The sequence below is a fragment of the Tildeniella sp. genome, from assembly GCF_059505325.1.
In genome coordinates this window covers 78,642-98,123 of the sequence record NZ_JCACKI010000015.1, presented here as the reverse complement: position 1 = coordinate 98,123, position 19,482 = coordinate 78,642, and the positions used below count along the sequence as shown (strand labels likewise).

The window sequence follows — 19,482 nt, the reverse complement described above, 5'->3', positions numbered from 1 at the left end:
GCTGACCGCTGACCGCTGACCGCTGACCGCTGACCGCTGACTGCTGACCGCTGACTGCTGACCGCTCCTGCCTTCTGTCCTCCGCCTTCTGCCTCTTCGCAACCTTTTCCCCTTCCAACGATTCCACATCATCCAGCGGCACCGTCATTTTCATCAGCCCAAAGCGGACAGTGATTTCTTCATCGTCGTTGGGAGCCGTCAGCACTTCAGCGGTTTGCCCCAGGCGTGGCAGGCGGACGCGATCGCCCACTTGCGGACGAAAACCTGGCTTCGGTGGCTTGGGTTGACGGGAGGGCAGGCGATTTTCGGCAAGCTGATTGAGCGAATCCGTTGCCTGTTGCGCTGCCTGAGCCGAGATGGGACCCTGCTGAAGTTGACGGATGACCTGAGCAATTTCACCCTTTGCCTCGACGATCGCCGCCTGTACTGCTTGTTCTTGCGATCGCTGTAGATCCTGCTCCCGCTCCTTCAGTGATGCAGCTTTGCGCGACAGTTCACGATGTAACCGTTCGGCACTCTCTAATAATTGCGCGGCTTCTTGAGACTTTGTTTCTTGACGACGGCGTTGTGCTTCCAATCCCGCAATCACCTGATTCACGTCCTCCGATGCGCCACCCACAAGGGCTTGTGCCTGCTCCACAATGCCCCCATCCAAACCCAATCGACGAGCGATCGTCAGCGCATTCGATCGTCCGGGAATCCCCCACAGCAGGCGATAGGTTGGCGACAGCGACACATCGTCAAACTCAACGGACGCATTCTCAAACCGATCGTCTTGATATTTCAGCGCCTTCAGTTCGCCAAAATGGGTCGTCGCAATGGTCAAACCTGCATGATCGGCTAGGTGATTGAGCAGCGCGATCGCCAGCGCACTGCCCTCAGATGGATCGGTGCCAGCACCAACTTCATCGAGGAGGACGAGGGAGTAGGGAGTAGGGAGTGGGGAGTAGGGACTAGGAGAGTTTTGAGTTCTGAGTTCTGAGTTTTGAATGCATGACAGTGCCTCCCCTGCTTCCCCTGCCTCCCCTGCTTCCCCCGCCTCCTGCCTCCTGCCTTCTGCCTTCTGCCCTCCCAACGCCTCCAGAATCCGACTAATTCGCCGAATATGCCCTGAAAACGTAGACAGGCTTTGCTCTAACGATTGCTCATCGCCAATGTCTGCCAGCACTTGATCGAACCAGGGCAGTTCGACAGGTTCGCGGGCTGGTACGAAGAGTCCTACCTTTGCCATCAGTACCGCGAGACCGAGGGTTTTGAGCGTGACGGTTTTGCCACCTGTGTTGGGTCCGGTAATGGCGACGACGCGAATATGCGGTTGGATGACAAGATCGATCGGCACCACGGGTCGTCCTTGTTCGTGCCGCTGTTGCCAGATGAGAAGGGGATGACGGAGATGGCGAAGGACGATCGAGTGGGGTGTGGGGTGTGGGGTGTGGGGTGTGGGGGCACTACCCTCATCTCGTGTGATGAAGTGGGGTGGATTGGCTCCTAGCCACAGACTATAGCGAGCGCGGGCAGTGGCAAGGTCGATCGTGATGGCGATCGCCAGTAACCGTTCCAAATCAGGCTTCACTGCCGCAACCTGATCGGTAAGCGCTTGCCGCACAGCTTCTTCTTCGACTTGCTCTTGACGTTGAAGCTGACGCAGTTGGTTGTTTAAATTAACAGTGGCTTGTGGCTCGACATAAAGAGTGGCACCGCTCATGGAAGTGTCATGGACAATGCCGGGAATCGCGTCCTTCTGGGGTGCTTTGACGGGGATGACGAAACGCCCTTCACGCTGGGTGATTAAGCTTTCCTGGACGGCGTTTGCCTTGCGCTGCAAGATGCTTTGTAGGGTGCTGTAGACCCGATCGCGCAGTTGCTTTTGCTGTTCACGAATGCCAGCCAGCTTAGGCGTAGCACGATCGGCAACCTGTGCGCGATCGTCAATGCAACGATGGATTTCTTGCTCTAGTTCAGGATACGTTCGCAACTCTTCGATCAGCGTATTCAGCACCGTTAGATCCGGTTGATTGTCGATGACGCGTCGGAGTTGACGCATTCCAGCTAAGGTTGTGGCGATCGCCAGTAGTTCCTCGCCCGACAGTAACGCTCGACGCTCTGCCCGCTCTAACGATTCGCCAACATCAGTAATGCCGTCAAACTTTAGCCCGGTGCTGAGACGATTTTCTAACTCATACACTTCCTGCGTTTGTGCCAGCAGGTTCAGCGTTTCGGCTTTTGTGTCGGGGATGCGTAGACGACGAGCCGCGATCGCACCTAGCTTAGTTGCCGCAAAGGTCGATAGGTGCTGGCAAAGCCGCGACCAGTCCAAAAGTTCAAGGGTTTCAGCTTGGATCAAATTGCATCAATAGGTTACGCTCTCTTCATTTTAGGGAGTTCTTAGACACAGCGACACGCCCAAAAGCAAAAGAGTCAGCGGACGATCGCGCCCTGTACGTGAGTTGCATCACCAGCGGCTCATAGGTTTATCACCGTGCGATTACCTGGCTGTCACCCGTTAAGTTGCAATGTGTCACACGATCGCAGCCCAACTGTCACACTAGCTTCCTTATCTGAACTTCATACTTGGCTCATCATCTTCAGGCAGGGAAGGCATCATGAGCCCAATTGATCAGGTTGTGCAAAAGGCAATTTGTTACGGCTATCTGACGACTGAAGCGGAGCAGACCTTGTGTCAATACTTCGATGGCAACTGCAACCTGCACGACATTACGGCACTGACGATGCTGCAACGAGCGTTGTCATCGGGTCAGGTAAAACGGCGATCGCAAGAGAGCAAACAAACCTGCTCCGTTTGAGTACGGAAGTCACCATCCATTTCAATCAGGCATATTAGTTTTTTGAGAAGATGGCGCTGCTACTGCCGGACGTTAGGCTCAGCCAACGTTTACTTGGTGACGATCGCTGAGTTTCAGCGAATGTAGAGTTTAATTGAGGAGACTTGAGAGAGTCAAACCATCAGTAAGGCTTCTAATTCTATGGCTGCAAACTCCGCTGTCCTAGATGATATCTTCAACGCGCTTGAACCGTACAAACCGCTAGAAGCAAGCGATCCGGCTTACGTGGATTGTGATGCGGTGCGAGGGGATGGGGATATTCTCGATGACTTAGGCAACCGCATTCGTAAATCGCGGCAGACGACCTATCAACTGTACTCAGGGCATCGGGGAGCAGGCAAATCGACCGAACTGCTGCGGCTAAAAGGAAGCCTGGAGACGGAAGGGTGCTTCGTGGTTTACTTTTCGGCGATCGAGGAAGATGTCAATAGCGGCGATATTGAATACACCGACATTCTGCTGGCGTGTACGTCGCACTTGCTTACAGAACTGAAGAGGACGGCAAACACCAAACCATTACAAGATTGGTTGAAAGAGCGCTGGGAAGACCTCAAAGATCTGGCACAAACGAAAGTGTCGCTGGAAGGTCTCGATGCAGAGGTCGCCGTCAACCAGTTTGCCAAGCTCACAGCCAATCTGCGTACTGAGCCAACGCTACGATCGCGCATTCGCGAAAAGATTAATCCCCATACGCCCACGCTGATCAAGGCGTTGAATGAGTTTATTCAGGATGCCAAGACGAAGCTGCCAGAGGGGAAAACCAAGCTGGTGCTAATTGTGGATAACCTGGATCGGATTGCGCCGATTTACGATGAGCGGAGTGGGCGGAGCAATCATGAGGAGATTTTTATCGATCGCAGTGAGCAGCTTAAAGCGCTGGACTGCCACATCATTTACACGATTCCCTTTGCGATTCTGTTTTCTAAATGGGCGAATGACTTAAACCAGAATTACAACGATTCCAAGATTTTGCCCATGATTATGGTGCGATCGCCCGATGGGGAGATTCACGCACCGGGAGTAGCGACAATTAAACAGATTCTGGCTCAACGCATTCAGCCCTTTGCTGCCGACTTAGATCTGGAAACGGAGATTTTTGAATCGGCGGCAGCGTTAGAGCGGCTGTGTTTGATGAGTGGGGGGCATGTGCGGGGACTGCTGCGGCTGGCACAGGAAGCGGTGAACCGCACAGAGACCTTACCTATTTCGGCAAAAGCGGTGCAGCGAGCCATTACAGAAGAGCGCGACAGCTATCGACGGGCTGTGGAAGAACACCAGTGGGATCTGCTGGCAGCCGTCTCCCGCGACAAACAGATTCAGCACGACATGGCGCACCGGAGTTTGCTATTTAACCTTTGTCTGCTGGAATATAGCTATCTGGATGAGCACGGAGAGAAACTGACCTGGTACGATGTTCATCCCTTGATTGAGAATATTCCACAGTTTAAGGAGCGTCGATCGTAAACTGAAGGTATGACAGCCAAGCCCACTGAAGACGATATTCCTTTGCCGCCGGAGACTTCGGAAGAGGTCTATCAATATCTGTCGCGCAGTCTGCGGCGGAAGCGGGGCTTTGGCTTGTTTTTTGTACAGTGTACGCCCGCCCAAGCAACAGACATCATTGCCGACCTCAAAGAGGATCTGCCGCAGAAAAAGATGCAGGAGCTACGGCTCGATCGCGACAGCACAACGCTCTATGACCAGGTAGAGGCACTCTGGCAGCAGCAGCCGTTTGACATTCTCTTTGTGACCAATCTCGAAGCCTCAGTACTTGCCTATGAGGACACTAAGCGCCTGAGCGGATGGGGCGACCCGGAGATCATCTACACGGTGAGTTGGAAGGGTGTACCGCCGATCCTCAGCCATCTCAACCAGCAGCGGGAGCGCTTCAGAGACCACTTTGGCTGCTCGTTTGTCTTCCTGGTGCCCCCCTTTGTCATTAAATATTTCATTCAACGTGCGCCCGATTTCTTCGACTGGCGCTCTGGGTTGTTTACCGTTCCACCTGATGAAAACGATCGCCAGCAGGAATCGGCAAAGCTGCTCTCTGACAAGTGGAACGACTACACAGCGCTAAGTCCCGAAGCTCGTACAGAGAAACTGCTTACGTTTCGAGACTACATTGAGCACCATCAGTCATTTACTGTGCCGCCGGAAGCAATGACTAATCTACTCTGCCAGCAGGGGCTACTGTTTGAAAGTGACAAGCAGTATGCTCAAGCGCTCGTCAGCTACGAGAAAGCCCTCGAACTTCAACCCGCCAATGAGAAAGTCTGGCTCAATCGAGGAGATGCACTGTTTAGATTAGGGCGTTATGCGGACGCGATCACCAGCTATGACCAAGCCGTAGCAATCAAACCGGACTTCCACACAGCCTGGAAAAACCGGGGTGATGCACTGCTTAGCTTAGAGCGCCACGAGGACGCGATCGCCAGCTATGACCGGGCAGTAGCAATCAAACCGGGCTTACACGAAGCCTGGAACAGCCGGGGCGTGGCATTGGATGGCTTAGGGCGCTATGAAGACGCAATCACCAGCTATGACTGTGCAGTGGCAATCCAGCCGGACAATCACAAGGCTTGGTACAACCGGGGCAATGCACTGGGCAAACTGAGGCGCGACAAGGATGCGCTTGCCAGCTACGATCGGGCAGTGGCAATCAAACCGGACGATCACGGTGCTTGGTGCGGTCGGGGCATTGCACTGTTTAGCTTGGAGCGCGCCGAGGAGTCGATCGACAGCTACGATCGGGCAGTGGCAATCAAACCGGACTATCATGAAGCCTGGTCTAACCGGGGCGATGCATTAGAGAACTTAAGGCGTTATGAGGAGGCAGTCGCCAGCTATGACCGGGCGGTAGCGATCCAACCGAACTACTACAAGGGCTGGATTATGAGGGGTGCTGCACTAGTCAGCTTAATGCGCCTTGAGGACGCGGTTGCCAGTCTCGATCAAGCATTGGCAATCAATCCAGAATTACACTTAATCCAGGGAATTCAGAAGTTACGCTTAGATATGGAAAAGGCGCTTCTTACTCGGAAGTATAAGCCGCCGCCAGAATGTTGAATATCATATCATTTGACGAGTATGGCAAAACTCAGAACAGGTGAAGTAACCGCCTGATGCGGTTTGTGCGAGCGTTGCTCAAAGCAGCACGTGATTGAAGAGTCAATGTGTGGGTGTGTTAGCGGCAGAGGGGCGATCGCTCCAGTTTGATTAAAGGAAATTCTGAAGCGGGCGATCGTTGAGCTTTTGCGAGACAACCGAGAAGAATTTTAAGAATTTTATGAGTTGCTCTCAGAAGTGATTGAGAATGTGGCAACGATAACAGCCCGATCGCAGGTTTCTAAACAGCTATAAACGAGCGATCGCTTACAATTCTATTTAACGAAAAGCTATCCCCTCCACTAAAGCGTATGGAAACTCGCAGCATTAAGGAAGAAGCGCATCGTTTGGTTGATCAACTGCCAGAGCATTCGACCTGGGACGATCTGATGGCTGAAATTTATATTAGACAAGCAATTGAGGCTGGATTGGCAGACAGCAACGCGGGTCGAGTGGCATCTGTTGAAGAGGTTCGTAAGCAGTTTGGACTTCCAGAGTGAAGGTTTTTTGGACAGAGACCGCTGTACAGCACCTTTCAGCCATCTACGCTTACATCGCTCAAAACTCACCCAAATATGCTGAGAGAACGATTGACCGCTTAACCAGGCGATCGCAGCAGATCGCTACCTTTCCACTATCCGGTCGAGTGGTGCCAGAGTTTTCTACCGAGCAGATTCGTGAAGTCATTGAAAGCTCCTACCGCATCATTTATTACATCAAAGCTGAGCAAATCGATATTCTGGCAGTGCTACACGGTTCGCAGCAAATCACACCGTCAGAAGATTTCTCTGAGTAGGTGTCGTGCTGACATTACCGTGGCACCTTCTGGTACAGGCTTTCATTGGGAATAACTGGATGCCGACCTCAGCGTTCCGGCATTGCTCAATGGCATCTATGGCAATGCGGCTTGGATGCTACGATCGTCACTCAGCAATCCAGCACTTGATACCTGCATATGGGATGCGATCGCATTTACATTCGCTCTTTACGTTGTTCGGGAGGAATGGTATCAGCCAATATTGCACTGCGTCAACCAACATTGCCAACGCAGGGACTGAACTTTCTTGGTCACTCGCTCCCATTAAAATGTTGCTGCGGATCATACTGAGTGCGAGTTGCTCCAATCGAGTTGCATCGCCATGCTGTTGGGTGTTGCCTCAGTGCAATTGAATTGTCGTTACGGAACATACTGAGTACAGGTCGATCGCATGACATTGCAACGGGAGGCAATCGTTTTGTCGTTTGATCCAATAACATTTTAGCCACACGCAATCATGCTAGCGGTGAACACAATACGAAGCGATCGCGATCGTTCGCTAGGGAGATTCTATGCCAATCGATGTTGAAGCAAGTGCTTGACCAAGCATTCCTCAAGCGGTAAACTCGTCGATTGGTACAGCCTTAATCCGGTTCTGGCAGTGACAGCGCGAGTTGGTAAAGCTGACGACGGGGTAACGCCGTTTGCTGTGCGAGTTGACGACTAGCATCCGATCGCGACAGTCCTTGCTTCAACAGGTTTTGCAGTTCAGTTTTGAGGGTCGCTTCCGATAGCGCAGGCTGCGTGATGTCTGCGCCAGCCACAACGATCGTAAATTCGCCCTGTGGTTCGCGGCTGCTGTAGTGTGCGATCGCGGCTGCCACCGTGCCGCGCCAAATTTCCTCGTAGCGCTTGGTCAATTCTCGCGCCAGCACAAGCTGACGGTCTGCCCCTAGAAGCAGAAAATCCTGCAAGGTTTGTCGTAAGCGATGCGGCGCTTCGTAAAAGATCAGTGTACGAGGCTCGGTTTGCAACACCTCCAGATGGGCACGACGGGCGGGAGCTTTGGCGGGTAGAAACCCTTCAAACATAAACCGATCGCAGGGTAAACCAGAGGCAACCAGGGCGGCGATCGCGGCACTCGCACCAGGAATCGGCACCACGGGAATCTCTGCCTCCGCACAGGCTTTCACCAGTTCATAGCCAGGGTCAGAAATTCCCGGCATTCCCGCATCGGTGACGAGCGCGATGGTTTTTCCCTCTTGCAACCGTTCCAATAGCTCGGCTGTGCGACTATGACGATTGTGATCGTGGTAGCTAATTTGGGGCGTACCCACCTGAAAATGATGCAGCAGCTTACCTGTATGGCGCGTATCCTCAGCGGCGATCAAATCCACCGTTTGCAAAATCCGCACAGCTCGAAAGGTCATGTCTTCGAGGTTGCCGATCGGTGTGCCGACGAGATAGAGCGTTCCGGGCATTGAGGTGAGGGGTGAGGGGTGTAGCTTGCTTCCGCTTTGCGGTGGAGTGAGGGGTAAAAAGCTTAGAACCAAAGTAGGATGGGCAAAGCCCTACGTGCCCATCCATAATGTCTCCTAGCAATGGGCACAGGCAAGACCCTTTGCCCATTCTACGATTGGCTGCTGAATCTCACCCTATGAACCAACAGCAAGCTTATCGTGGACTTTTTATTGGCTTAGTGACGCTGGATCTTATCTATCTGGTCGATCGCCCGCCGTTGGCTAATCAAAAGCTCGTTGCTTCTGACTATACGGTGTCAGCGGGCGGTCCGGCGACGAATGCGGCTGTGACCTTTAGTCATCTGGGCAATGAGGCGATCGTGTTAGGCGTTCTTGGTACTCATCCGATGGCTCAGTTGATTCTGACCGATCTTCAGCAGCATGGAGTGACACTCAACGATTTGAATCCGACGCTTGCTGCTCCGCCACCCGTTTCTTCCATTATGGTGACTGAACGCACGGGCGATCGAGCAGTCGTTTCATTGAATGCCATGAAGATGCAGGCGATCGCCCATATCCCTGCCACCAATCTGCAAGATGTGGCTGTGGTACTCATCGACGGGCATCAGATGGATGTGGGACGGACGATCGCAATGCAGGCGCGATCGCAGGGAATTCCCGTCGTCATCGATGGCGGTAGTTGGAAACCGGGTTTTGAAACGGTGTTGCCTCTCGCTGATTACGTCATTTGCTCTGCTAATTTTCAGCCGCCCAACTGCCAAAGCACTAAAGATGTCATTGCTTATCTAGCAGCGTTAGGTGTTCCTCATATCGCCATCACTCAAGGACAGCAGCCGATTCAGTATTGGACAGCAACGCAAGCGGGACAGATCAACGTGCCTGTCGTCAACGTCGTCGATACACTAGGAGCGGGAGATATTTTTCATGGTGCTTTCTGCCACGCTATTTTGCAAACAGGGTTTAAAGAAGCACTGACGATCGCCGCCAACATCGCCGCCCAATCCTGCCAACACTTCGGTACCCGCCGCTGGATGGAAGAAGAAACGTGTTAAGTGTTGAATTGATCCCCTACTCCCTACTCCCTACTCCCCACTCCCCACCCTCGGAGACCACTTCATTTGAATCACTTACAATCTACGGAACTACAGTCACTCTTGCCGATCGCCCGTAGCATTGGTTGGGGCGCTGCCGATCTATTGCTCAACGTTCAGCTTGCAGACCTCAGCGTTCAGGATGCAGTCGATGGACCTGTCACCGCTGCCGATACGGCTGTTGATGCGTACATCCTCAACAATTTGCAAGCCAGTTTGGGCACCCGCGAGTTTGCCTATCTGACGGAAGAAACGTACAAAACGCAGCCCATGCAGGAACGGCTGGCGAAACCATTGGTTTGGGTGATCGATCCGCTTGATGGCACAAAAGATTTTATCAACGGTACCGGAGAATATGCCGTCCACATTGCGCTGTTAGAAGACGATCGCCCTGTACTGGCAGTGGTGGTTTGCCCCGCAGCGAAAACGCTCTACTTTGCTACGCTGGGCGGCGGTACCTTTGTGGAACGATGGCATGACACGCCCGTCCCGATTGCCGTCTCGCAGCGATCGCGCTTCGATGAGTTAACGATCGTCGCCAGCCGTAGCCATCGTAATGAACGCTTCAACCAGTTACTGCAACGCTTTCCCGTACAGCAGCAGCGATCGGTTGGCAGCGTCGGTGGCAAAGTCGCCGCGATTCTAGAACAGCAGGCAGACATCTACATCTCCCTGTCTGGTACGTCTGCGCCGAAGGATTGGGATCTGGCAGCACCAGAGTTGATTCTGACCGAAGCTGGAGGGCGCTTCACCCATTTTGACGGCACCTTACTGCGCTACAACCAGGCGGATGTCAGTCAATGGGGTGGCTTGGTTGCCAGTAACGGGCATTGCCACGATGAGCTTTGTGCGGAAGCAGAAAGGCTTTTGGAGGCGATCGATGCTCTGTAGAAAACAACCAACCAAAGTAGAATGGGCAAAGCCCTGCGGGCCCATCGCAACGGCTTAGGATGATGGGCACGGGTAGAACCTTTGCCCATTCTACGACTACGGCTCCTTACAGTCATTTATGAGCGAGATCTCTAAGCTTCTCGATGTGCAATCACTGCGTAAAACGGATCACCACCGCCCATACCGAGTAGCTGCATGATGCCAGGAACTTGAGACTGACGGGCAAAAACTTCTGGCTTGGTAAAACCTGGCACAGCGGCGAAGTAACCTTCAACAAGCTTCACACGATCGCCCTCCGAGCCATCCCGCCACGCCTGAATCGCTTTCTGATAAAACATCCGGTTGGAGAAGCTGATGATGGCAATGCCACCCGGCTTAAGTACGCGATGAATCTCATTAAAAATCGCTTCGGGATACTGGATGTACTGCATAGAGACTGTATTCAGAACAGCATCAAAGGATTGGTCATCCAACGGTAGCGTTGGTTCCTGATTCAGGTTCTGCACAAAGTAGTGATCCAAACGCGGATTACGTGCCAGTTCTTCGCCATTCAACCCATGCCCTTCGACGTACGCAAACGCGATTTCCGGCAGGTGTGACACCCAGCTACTCATCAGATCGAGAATGCGTGTCTCTGGCTGCAACCGTTCCTGATACAGGTCAGTCAACTGTTGAATAAAGCCTTCATCCACATGGGTGACAAAGCGCGGCTGTTCGTAAAAGAGGCTATCGTTTGTATCGTCAAGTTTGGTGCGCTGTTCGGGGCGTAGCAGCATAGCGTCTAAAGATCGATTAAATGAGGGCTGGAACGTTAACCATGAAGATATGTTAACAAAATCCAGCCGCGCTGGGCGATCGCGCCTCAGATCCTCGACTTCTTCAAGAAGCGGGGATCTTGCCACCTAAGTCGATCGCTGAATTCCCTCGGCGATCGTTTTTGCAACGGTTACGTTTTCCCAATAGCTGTTGTGAGCATCACCGCCATTGAGCAAGGGGGCAAGCGTCTGACTGAACGGTCGTGTAAAAAGATTGCCTTTCTCTGTCATCACATCCTGAATTTGCACCAATTTTGCCTGCTCATCCAACAACAATGGCATCACTCCCTCAAGGGGATAGGCAAGTGGATCGCCAGGATGAGCATAGTTGCGCCAGGGCAACGCCTTCTGCCTGGAGTTATAGAGGTTCTCTAATAAATCCTTGAGCTTAGGAGTCAAATCGTGTGTACTTTGACCAGTGACACTAATGAGGCTGAAAAGAGCGATTGGTGAACCCATCGTATAAATACTGGCGATGGGAAGACCTTTGTAAACATTGGCATCAGGGATATCTGCTGTGGGGTCGAGTGGAATACCGAACAGGAGATTGCGAATGCGTTGCACACTGTTACGCACAGATTCATCTAGCTTTTCGTCCTCCCATCGTGCGGCAAAGAGAATGTCAAACAGAATGACGGTGCCCCAACTGTGTGTGACCAAATGCAGGCGATCGCCCGGTTGCACCGCTTGAAAAGCTTCCAGCATTTTGGTTCTCAGCTTCTTAACTAACTCCGACCCAACATGGCGGCTAAGGTAAAGCGCGGCATCGCCCACAAATTCCAGGACTCGCTCTGTGCGAAAGTCACGGAACCAAAAGTCTTTCCACTTGGGAGATGCTTCAAACCCTCTAAGAAGGTCAGCTTGAGGATCTTGATTCAAATCGCCCCAGAAGAAGAAGACGGGCTTTAGCACTCTCGATCGATCCGGTAGCGATCGCTGAATGCCGTTAAATAAAGTGGTCGCTAAAGCGCGAAACTCTGCTTCATTGCGCGTTTTAACGCCATGTACAAAGAGCAAATAGTCAGTCGCCATGGCAGTCCTCCTGGGGCTAGAGTCTTATACACCTGGATTAGAGAATAATTCAGGTTGCACTAGCATAGCCGACCTGGTTTACTCGATCGAACGTTGTGCCGTTACTTGATGCTGCTTGCGACTGGCTTCTCGCTGCTGTCGCTGTTTCGGTGTAAGTGTCGCCTCGATCGTTGAGTGCTTTACCGATTGCTTTGAGCAGCGCAGTCAAGCATTCAGCTCTGTGGAAACAGTTTTAGCGATCGGTGTGGACTTCGTGTGCAGCCAGAGTGACGCGTCAGCTTATTTTCCCTGACGAGTGCAAGTTATCTCTCACTCAAATTTTTAGTCACGATCGCTCTTTTGTCCGGAGTTCCCCAAACTTTGCTGATCAGTGAACTATTCATTGCTTCAGCATTGGGGTTCGATCGTGCCACCCAGAGTGCAGCTAAAACCACATCTGACTATTGGCGAAATCAAACGCCTCTGTCGGCAGGTGCCGGACAGTGTGGAGGCGCGCCGATGGCACTTGGTGTATCTGGTCACTCAACAATGGACGATCAGACAGGCAGCGCAACGCCTTGAGATGAACTATGACTATGCCAAAGAAATCATCCGCCGCTACAATCAAGACGGTCTCTTAGGGCTTAAAAACCGCAGTCAGCGGGGGCAACCCTCTCGGCGATCGCTCCTCACACCCGCACAGCAGCAAGAACTTAAACAGGCACTCCAGCAGGCTCCTCCTGACGGTGGACGCTGGTCAGGTCCCAAAGTAGCCCGCTGGATTGCAGCCAAAACAGGAAAACAGGTTTGGGCGCAACGTGGGTGGGACTACATGCAGCGACTAAGAACCTAAGAGCTTGCTAAAAAATAACTGCACACTTTTGGGTCAGCTAGCAGCTTTTCGCTGACGGTTGGCAGCGGTTCTTGCTAAAACTCCACGTCTAGCGGCGCACGAGGGAACGGAATCACGTCGCGGATATTGCCCATGCCCGTCATGAACTGAACGAGACGCTCGAAGCCCAGACCGAAGCCTGCATGAGGCACTGTGCCGTAACGCCGGAGATCGAGATACCACCAGTATTCTGCTAAATCGAGTCCCTGTGCTTGAATGCGACGCTCCAGCACATCCAAACGCTCTTCGCGCTGGGAACCGCCGATGATTTCACCAATCTTGGGTGCGAGAATGTCCATCGCCCGGACGGTGTTTTCGTCGTCGCTGAGCCGCATGTAGAAGGCTTTGATTTTGGCGGGATAGTCGGTGACGATCGTCGGTTTCTTAAAATGCTCTTCTGCCAAATAGCGCTCGTGTTCCGATTGCAGATCCAAGCCCCATTCGACGGGATACTCAAAGGGTTTGCTGGCTTTTTCGAGGAGGGCGATCGCCTCTGTATACGTCACCCGCGCAAACTCGTTATTGATAATGTTGTCAGCGGTTTCCAGTACCGTTTTGTCGATGCGCTGGTTGAAAAACTCCATATCTTCGGGGCACGTCTCCAGCACATACTTAAAGATGTACTTGAGAAATGCCTCTGCCAGATCCATGTCGCCTTCGAGGTCGCAAAACGCCATTTCTGGCTCGACCATCCAGAATTCTGCCAGGTGCCGGGATGTGTTGGAGTTCTCAGCGCGAAAGGTAGGACCAAACGTGTAGACGTTGCTGAACGCCATCGCCATAATTTCGGCTTCGAGCTGTCCGCTGACGGTGAGGTAGGCGTGTTTGCCAAAGAAGTCTTTGCTAAAGTCAACTGCTTTTGCATCGTCCGTCAGGGGCACTTTGTTCAGGTCAAAGCCCGTGACGGTAAACATTTCACCCGCTCCTTCGCAATCGCTGGCGCTAATGATGGGCGTGTGAACCCAGAGAAAGCCGCGCTCTTGAAAGAACTGATGAATCGCGGTTGAGGCAGCATTACGGACGCGAAAAACGGCGCTGAGGGTATTGGTGCGCGATCGCAAATGCCCAATTTCGCGCAAAAACTCAAACGAATGACGCTTCTTTTGCAACGGATAGGTTTCTGGATCAGCGTCTCCATAGATCGTGATGGACTCTGCCTTCAGTTCCACGCGTTGCCCTTTTGCAGGTGATTCGACCAACGTGCCAGCAATTTCGATCGATGCACCTGTGCTAACCCGCTTCATCGTCTCCGTGTAGCCCGGTACGTCCTGATTCACCACAACCTGAAGCCCCGCCATTGAGGAACCATCGTTGACTTCCACAAAGCTAAATTCTTTCTGTTCTCGCTTCGTCCGCACCCAGCCTTTAATCGTGACGGTTTCGGCAGGCTGCCCGTGGCGCAGGAGGTCTACAATGCGTCGAGTGGTGGTCATAGAGAAGGGGGAGTGGGGAGTGGGGAGTGGGGAGTGGGGAGTGGGGAGTGGGGAGTGGGGAGTAGGAAATAGCGCTGAATTTGAGTGTAGCAAAGTGCTTCAAAGGTCAGACTCTTTTGAGTTGTTTGTATCGCTGTCCGATCGCCTATCTAGCAAAAAACTCGTTAGCAACAAAGCCGTATAGATTGAATCGAACATGACAACCTTAATTCATCGTCGCGTTGAGGCTGCACGAGCAGGAACAAACCCAATGGTCATTGGTCGCGTACCATCCGGTTGGCTGGTTTTAGGGGATGTACAGTTTTTGCGCGGTTACTCGCTGCTGTTACCCGATCCAGTGGTATCAGATTTGAATGCACTGAATGAAAACGGGCGATCGCAGTTCTTGCACGATATGACGGTTTTGGGTGATGCACTGCTGGAGGTTACAGAGGCATATCGCATTAATTACCAAATTTTGGGCAATCTAGAACCAGCACTACATGCCCATGTGTTTCCCAGATATCTGACGGAACCGGAGCCGTATCGCACCTCAATACCGCAGTCTTACGAATCAAAGTATCGACAGTCCATGCCCTTTGATGATGAGCGCGATCGCCCCTTGATGAGTGCGATCGACAAAGCGGTTCAGCGTCGTCTGTGACACAAGCCACATCAACTGCGTCACCAACCTCTATGTGCTAATCTACTTTCGGAAATCCGGTATCAGCATTATGCGTCGCATTATTCTTTTTATTGCTGCCAGTTTAGATGGGTACATTGCACGTCCATCAGGCGAAGTAGACTGGCTCTTTACCGATCAAGACTACGGCTATACTGATTTTTTGGCTAACGTTGACACCGTGTTAATGGGGCGAAAAACGTACGAGCAGGTGCTCTCGTTCGGCGAATTCCCCTATCAGGAAAAGCAGAGCTATGTCTTTTCTAACAACCCTGACTTTGACGCATCGCCACACGCTAAAACGGTTCGTAGCGATGTGAAAGCGTTTGTGGAGGAGTTACGCGCAACTGGCGGCAAGAATATCTGGTTAGTCGGCGGAGCCGCGCTCATCCACCCCTTTCTAGAGCACGCGTTGCTAGACGAGCTTGTTCTTTCCGTTCATCCTATTCTGCTCGGCAGCGGGATTCCCTTATTTCACGAGGCTGCCATAACAACGCCGCTTCAATTCATCTCCAGCCAGTCTTACGATTCGGGACTGGTGCAGCTTCGCTACAACGTTGGCAAACGAGAGAGCTAAAGCCTGCACATCGTGCTCCAAGAGTGCAAGCGAGTCCTTGAACACTAGAACAACTGCGATCGCTCACGGTCTAACGATAATCTAGTTCCGTTTGAGTCTTTTCAAAGTTAGATGGATCGTAGAGATAGCGGACAATTTCTTCTTCAAGACGATGAATCAGATACGGCTCAAGGCTGTTGGAATGTCTGAGCGAAGCCAGGTAGCCATCCACGTAAAGGCGCAAGTCGTCAAAGCGATAACCTCGATTCCAGAGATCGACTAGAGCGTCACTCAGCTTCTGGTAATAGCGGATAGTAACAGTGTCTTGCAGCATACTTAGCGTTGAATATAGTTAGGTTAACAGTTAAGACACACGGACTACATAACTTAATAACCCCATTCATAGTGTACTGCCGTTTGGATAAGAATTCATCCAAGACAAGACTCAGACATCTTAGAGCTTGCTAAAAATAACGGCACACTTTTGGATCAGCTATCAGCTATCAGCCGTCAGCTATCAGCTTTTCACTGACGGCTGACGGCTGACGGCTACAGACCATGCTGTTATTTCTGTACAACTCCTTAGACGTGATGACCTCCATAACAGGCGATCCCTTCATCTAGACGACAGAGTGCTCCAGTAGCACTTCAGTCAATCTGAGAAAGCGCTGAGTTGTGGCTGAAACCGTTGTTGGCATAAATTCAGGAAATCTCTTGTTCTACTTCAGATGGACTTCAGTGCTGACTGCGATGCTTTGAGCAGTGAAGCGATCGCAGCTCATCAAGAGGGCGCTGCAACCACGACTTAATCTTTAGTAGGAGTAACACATGAAATTAGCTTCTTTGCTCACAGGTATCGCCATGATTGGCTTGGTCACGGTTGGAGATGTATCCCTTAAGGCAATCAATACGTCATCTGCTGGGGTTGCTACTGCCGCTGAGGCGAAGCAGTCGGGACCAACGACTCAAGAAAAAATTGATTTAATCACCAAAAATAAAGGTCAGATTGGCGGTGGTGATCAACTGCGTCGCTTTTTCTACGGTGAGTTAGACCCGATCGGCATTCAAGTGGGCGGCGGCGGTCATGTCGTCAACCTCTACAACAAAACCAACGATGTTACTTTCTCGTACTGCGCTCACTATGACGTGGTTGTTGCGGTGAAGAAAGGACGCGTCGCTCAATTTCCACCAGCCGAAGTGAAATAAATCACAAGCCTAAGGTGGCATCACACAAGCACTATAGAAACCTGATGCTGGCTTCTATCTTCTCTATTAAGAATTAGCTTCTCGGTGAAGATTTAATGTGCGATCGTGCTCGTAACCTGTTTTGTTGCCCGATTAACTCAGACGATCGTTTGTCCACCTCAATCACTCCAAGGATGTCAATCATCATGAAAGCAAAAATGTTGTGCCTCATGGCTGGTCTAGCAATGGCTGGTCTGGCTGCTTGCTCCAGCACCCCAAGCGCTACCCAGACAGCACCTAGCAGTGCCCCGGCTGCCAGCACCAGCCCTGAAGGTGCCATGAAGGGTGATGCCATGAAAGGCGATGCCATGAAAGGCGATGCGATGAAAGGCGATGCCATGAAAGGCGATGCCATGAAGGGTGATGCCATGAAGGGTGATGCCATGAAAAAGGATGCAGCGAAGGGTGACGCGATGAAAGGCGATGCCATGAAGAAAGACACGACTACAAAGCCATAGTCGATCGTTTGAATCAGGGTACAGGTTGAGTGTTCAAGCAATCTGTACCCTCCAAGTGGCTCAATGTTTGCGCCGATCGCCACTGGCATCGCAACTCACCACTTTCTTATACCCGTTTTGAGGTTGTAGCAATGGAACAATCACAGCGCAGGCGACAACTCTTGCGTTATCTGGGTTTAGGGGTTGCAGGAGCAGGAGCAGCAACGGCTTTGGGAGTGCTTTCAAGACGATCGAGTCTAGAGTCATCGATCGCCACGCTTGATCCGCTCCCTGCCAGTAACAACGCCGAAGCCGCCTCAAACGACAGTGCGCTTGCTGCCAGTAAGGGCTTACCAGAATTTCAAGGCATCAGTCAATGGTTAAATTCAGCGCCATTAACCGTTGGCGATCTCAAAGGTAGCGTCGTTTTAGTGCAGTTTTGGACGTTCGCCTGCATCAATTGTCAGCGCACATTACCATACGTCGTGCAATGGCATCAGCAGTATGCCGCTAAAGGATTGAAAGTCATTGGCATTCATACACCAGAGTTCGCCTTTGAGCGCGACTTGAATAACGTCAAACAGGCGTTGCAGAAACACAAAATTGCTTATCCTGTGCCGATCGACAACGAGTTCAAAACCTGGAAAGCTTACAGCAACGAGTATTGGCCTCACCTCTTTCTAGCCGATCGTCAAGGCTTCGTGCGTTATGACCACATCGGCGAAGGGGCATACGATACAACCGAGCAAACGATCCGCAAACTGTTAGGTTAGGGAAATCTAACCAATGCCAACTTCCACATTATCAACAGGGCTTGCGTTTCTAGGCGGGATGCTGACAGTGCTTTCGCCCTGTGTTTTACCTATTCTGCCATTGCTGGTCGGACGATCGCTCCAGTCGCACAAGTATGGTCCGATCGCGCTTGTGGTTGGACTGATCAGTGGATTTGCCGTGGCAGGTAGCTTATTGGGCATCACGGCTAGTTGGTTTACGGGACTCGCGAATGGGTTGCGGTATGGCGCGATCGTCATTCTATTGCTGTTGGGACTGCTGGCAGTGTTTCCAGACTGGGGCTACAAGCTGTTTAGCGATCTTCCGATCCACCATTGGACAAAAGAATCACCCCGTATTGGGCTGACGGGCGAATTCTGGCTAGGCACGCAACTGGGACTATTGTGGACTCCCTGCGCTGGTCCTGTGCTGGGCAGCATTTTAGTTCTAGCAGCCGTGAATCATAATGTAATCAGTGCCTTTGGGCTGTTAGTCACCTATGGCGTGGGTGCTGCTTTGCCACTGCTCGCGATCGCGTATGGTGGACGTGCCTTCAGCCGACGATTGCTTCGTTTACGTTCCCATAGCGCGACCTTGCAGCGAGTTGGTGGTGTGATGCTCGTTGTCACCGCGATCGCCATTTTGCTCGGTTGGGATGTCCAAATTCAGCTCTGGCTTGCACCATTCTTTCCCGCTCTCCCGCTTTAAGCGCACTGTCATTAGAACTGTAATCACCATAGGACAACGCGATCCATGTCAAGGTCTAGTTTCAATCCTGTTCTCCGCTCCCTACGTAAGCTGTCGATTCTTTCGTTGGTCGCGCTATCGCTTGTAGGCGTGGGCTTCTACCTCAAGCTTTCTCAGTCTGCTGCCAATACTTCATCGGCTGTAGTGAGTAAAGTTTTCCCTGATCCGGCTACTGACATCTCAACTGGGCAAGCTAAAGGAATGCAGACAGCAGTTTTTGCTGGAGGCTGTTATTGGGGCGTAGAAGCGGTTTTTGAGCATCTCAAAGGGGTCTCTGATGTCGTGTCTGGTTTTTCGGGCGGCAGTGCAGAGACTGCTCATTACGGATTAGTCAGCTTTGGGCAAACGGGTCATGCAGAAGCTGTGAAAGTCACTTACGATCCGGCGCAGATTTCCTATGGTCAACTGCTCAAAATCTATTTTGCAGTCGCGCACGATCCCACACAGTTAAATCGGCAAGGTCCCGACTCAGGGACACAGTATCGCTCAGCCATCTTTTTTGCTAACAATGCGCAGAAGCAGGTTGCACAAGCGTATATCGACCAGTTGAATGCAGCACACACGTTCAATCAGCCGATCGTGACTCAACTCACACCGTTGAACGATTTCTATCCGGCTGAAGCGGAACACCAGAATTTCATTGCGAACAACCCGAACTATCCTTACGTCGTCATCCACGACCTGCCAAAGCTCAAGCAGCTTAAAGGACAGTTCGCTACCCTTTACAAAAATTAAGTCCTCATTGG

General features: G+C 51.9%; 22 protein-coding genes and 1 pseudogene. 16 read left to right on the top strand and 7 right to left on the bottom strand.

Annotated features, from left to right (window positions below; translation table 11 throughout):
• The coding region (locus tag AC5JO6_RS06685) for an endonuclease MutS2 (protein WP_496080267.1) at positions 1-2,344 on the bottom strand (2,344 nt) is incomplete at its 3' end.
• A gap of 259 nt (positions 2,345-2,603) precedes the next feature.
• Here AC5JO6_RS06685 and AC5JO6_RS06680 point away from each other — a divergent pair.
• The 6 genes and pseudogenes from AC5JO6_RS06680 (at position 2,604) to AC5JO6_RS06655 (ending at position 6,744) form a co-directional block, all read left to right on the top strand.
• Complete coding sequence (locus AC5JO6_RS06680) at positions 2,604-2,804, top strand: hypothetical protein (protein WP_496080266.1); 201 nt, start codon at positions 2,604-2,606, stop codon at positions 2,802-2,804.
• Between the two features lie 180 nt (positions 2,805-2,984).
• Positions 2,985-4,307 carry an ATP-binding protein gene (locus AC5JO6_RS06675; protein ID WP_496080265.1) on the top strand — a complete coding sequence of 441 codons (1,323 nt, stop codon included), beginning with the start codon at positions 2,985-2,987 and terminating at the stop codon, positions 4,305-4,307.
• A gap of 9 nt (positions 4,308-4,316) precedes the next feature.
• The gene (locus tag AC5JO6_RS06670; RefSeq protein WP_496080264.1) at positions 4,317-5,909 is read left to right on the top strand and encodes a tetratricopeptide repeat protein; all 1,593 of its coding nucleotides are present in this window, start codon (positions 4,317-4,319) and stop codon (positions 5,907-5,909) included.
• Positions 5,910-6,062: 153 nt separating this feature from the next.
• Positions 6,063-6,122: pseudogene (locus tag AC5JO6_RS06665) on the top strand (hypothetical protein); the annotation flags it as partial.
• Positions 6,123-6,259: 137 nt separating this feature from the next.
• Positions 6,260-6,448, top strand: coding sequence for a hypothetical protein (locus AC5JO6_RS06660; RefSeq protein WP_496080263.1), 189 nt, complete (start codon positions 6,260-6,262; stop codon positions 6,446-6,448).
• Positions 6,445-6,744 carry a type II toxin-antitoxin system RelE/ParE family toxin gene (locus AC5JO6_RS06655; protein ID WP_496080262.1) on the top strand — a complete coding sequence of 100 codons (300 nt, stop codon included), beginning with the start codon at positions 6,445-6,447 and terminating at the stop codon, positions 6,742-6,744. Before AC5JO6_RS06660 ends, AC5JO6_RS06655 begins: the two co-directional genes overlap by 4 nt.
• Before the next feature lie 605 nt (positions 6,745-7,349).
• Here AC5JO6_RS06655 and rsmI read toward each other — a convergent pair.
• On the bottom strand, positions 7,350-8,186 hold the full coding sequence (rsmI, locus tag AC5JO6_RS06650) for a 16S rRNA (cytidine(1402)-2'-O)-methyltransferase (RefSeq protein ID WP_496080261.1): 837 nt from the start codon (positions 8,184-8,186) through the stop codon (positions 7,350-7,352).
• A gap of 176 nt (positions 8,187-8,362) precedes the next feature.
• Here rsmI and AC5JO6_RS06645 point away from each other — a divergent pair, with 176 nt between their 5' ends.
• Both AC5JO6_RS06645 and AC5JO6_RS06640 read left to right on the top strand, forming a co-directional pair.
• Positions 8,363-9,238 carry a sugar kinase gene (locus tag AC5JO6_RS06645; protein ID WP_496080260.1) on the top strand — a complete coding sequence of 292 codons (876 nt, stop codon included), beginning with the start codon at positions 8,363-8,365 and terminating at the stop codon, positions 9,236-9,238.
• A 66-nt stretch (positions 9,239-9,304) separates the two neighbouring features.
• A complete protein-coding gene (locus AC5JO6_RS06640; protein ID WP_496080259.1) occupies positions 9,305-10,168 on the top strand; it encodes a 3'(2'),5'-bisphosphate nucleotidase CysQ family protein in 864 nt (287 codons plus the stop codon).
• Between the two features lie 131 nt (positions 10,169-10,299).
• Here the strand turns inward: AC5JO6_RS06640 and AC5JO6_RS06635 are convergent, their stop codons facing one another.
• The 3 genes from AC5JO6_RS06635 to AC5JO6_RS06625 all read right to left on the bottom strand — a co-directional run bounded on the left by AC5JO6_RS06635 (position 10,300) and on the right by AC5JO6_RS06625 (position 12,223).
• Entirely contained in the window at positions 10,300-10,944 is a 645-nt protein-coding gene (locus AC5JO6_RS06635) for a class I SAM-dependent methyltransferase (protein ID WP_496080258.1), read from the bottom strand.
• 126 nt (positions 10,945-11,070) lie between these two features.
• Positions 11,071-12,015, bottom strand: a complete 945-nt coding sequence (locus AC5JO6_RS06630) for a hypothetical protein (protein ID WP_496080257.1) — start codon at positions 12,013-12,015, stop codon at positions 11,071-11,073.
• A 49-nt stretch (positions 12,016-12,064) separates the two neighbouring features.
• Positions 12,065-12,223: a hypothetical protein gene (locus AC5JO6_RS06625; protein WP_496080256.1), complete on the bottom strand. Its 159-nt coding sequence runs from the start codon at positions 12,221-12,223 to the stop codon at positions 12,065-12,067.
• A gap of 198 nt (positions 12,224-12,421) precedes the next feature.
• On the opposite strand from AC5JO6_RS06625, the gene AC5JO6_RS06620 reads away from it, so the two are divergent.
• Complete coding sequence (locus tag AC5JO6_RS06620) at positions 12,422-12,847, top strand: helix-turn-helix domain-containing protein (RefSeq protein ID WP_496080274.1); 426 nt, start codon at positions 12,422-12,424, stop codon at positions 12,845-12,847.
• Between the two features lie 74 nt (positions 12,848-12,921).
• On the opposite strand, the gene asnS is transcribed toward AC5JO6_RS06620, so the two are convergent.
• Positions 12,922-14,319 (bottom strand): asparagine--tRNA ligase, encoded by a 1,398-nt coding sequence (gene asnS / locus AC5JO6_RS06615; protein ID WP_496080273.1) that lies wholly within the window; start codon positions 14,317-14,319, stop codon positions 12,922-12,924.
• A 196-nt stretch (positions 14,320-14,515) separates the two neighbouring features.
• On the opposite strand from asnS, the gene AC5JO6_RS06610 reads away from it, so the two are divergent.
• Complete coding sequence (locus AC5JO6_RS06610) at positions 14,516-14,962, top strand: HIT family protein (RefSeq protein ID WP_496080255.1); 447 nt, start codon at positions 14,516-14,518, stop codon at positions 14,960-14,962.
• A 70-nt stretch (positions 14,963-15,032) separates the two neighbouring features.
• Positions 15,033-15,557, top strand: coding sequence for a dihydrofolate reductase family protein (locus tag AC5JO6_RS06605; RefSeq protein WP_496080254.1), 525 nt, complete (start codon positions 15,033-15,035; stop codon positions 15,555-15,557).
• A 70-nt stretch (positions 15,558-15,627) separates the two neighbouring features.
• Here the strand turns inward: AC5JO6_RS06605 and AC5JO6_RS06600 are convergent, their stop codons facing one another.
• On the bottom strand, positions 15,628-15,870 hold the full coding sequence (locus tag AC5JO6_RS06600; RefSeq protein WP_496080253.1) for a DUF6761 family protein: 243 nt from the start codon (positions 15,868-15,870) through the stop codon (positions 15,628-15,630).
• Between the two features lie 494 nt (positions 15,871-16,364).
• On the opposite strand from AC5JO6_RS06600, the gene AC5JO6_RS06595 reads away from it, so the two are divergent.
• The 5 genes from AC5JO6_RS06595 (at position 16,365) to msrA (ending at position 19,471) form a co-directional block, all read left to right on the top strand.
• Positions 16,365-16,742, top strand: a complete 378-nt coding sequence (locus tag AC5JO6_RS06595) for a hypothetical protein (protein ID WP_496080252.1) — start codon at positions 16,365-16,367, stop codon at positions 16,740-16,742.
• A 197-nt stretch (positions 16,743-16,939) separates the two neighbouring features.
• Positions 16,940-17,239, top strand: coding sequence for a pentapeptide MXKDX repeat protein (locus tag AC5JO6_RS06590; RefSeq protein WP_496080272.1), 300 nt, complete (start codon positions 16,940-16,942; stop codon positions 17,237-17,239).
• A gap of 29 nt (positions 17,240-17,268) precedes the next feature.
• The gene (locus AC5JO6_RS06585; RefSeq protein WP_496080251.1) at positions 17,269-17,991 is read left to right on the top strand and encodes a thioredoxin family protein; all 723 of its coding nucleotides are present in this window, start codon (positions 17,269-17,271) and stop codon (positions 17,989-17,991) included.
• Between the two features lie 13 nt (positions 17,992-18,004).
• Positions 18,005-18,697 (top strand): cytochrome c biogenesis CcdA family protein, encoded by a 693-nt coding sequence (locus tag AC5JO6_RS06580; protein WP_496080250.1) that lies wholly within the window; start codon positions 18,005-18,007, stop codon positions 18,695-18,697.
• A gap of 45 nt (positions 18,698-18,742) precedes the next feature.
• Positions 18,743-19,471: a peptide-methionine (S)-S-oxide reductase MsrA gene (msrA, locus tag AC5JO6_RS06575; RefSeq protein ID WP_496080249.1), complete on the top strand. Its 729-nt coding sequence runs from the start codon at positions 18,743-18,745 to the stop codon at positions 19,469-19,471.
• The last annotated feature ends 11 nt before the right edge of the window (positions 19,472-19,482 follow it).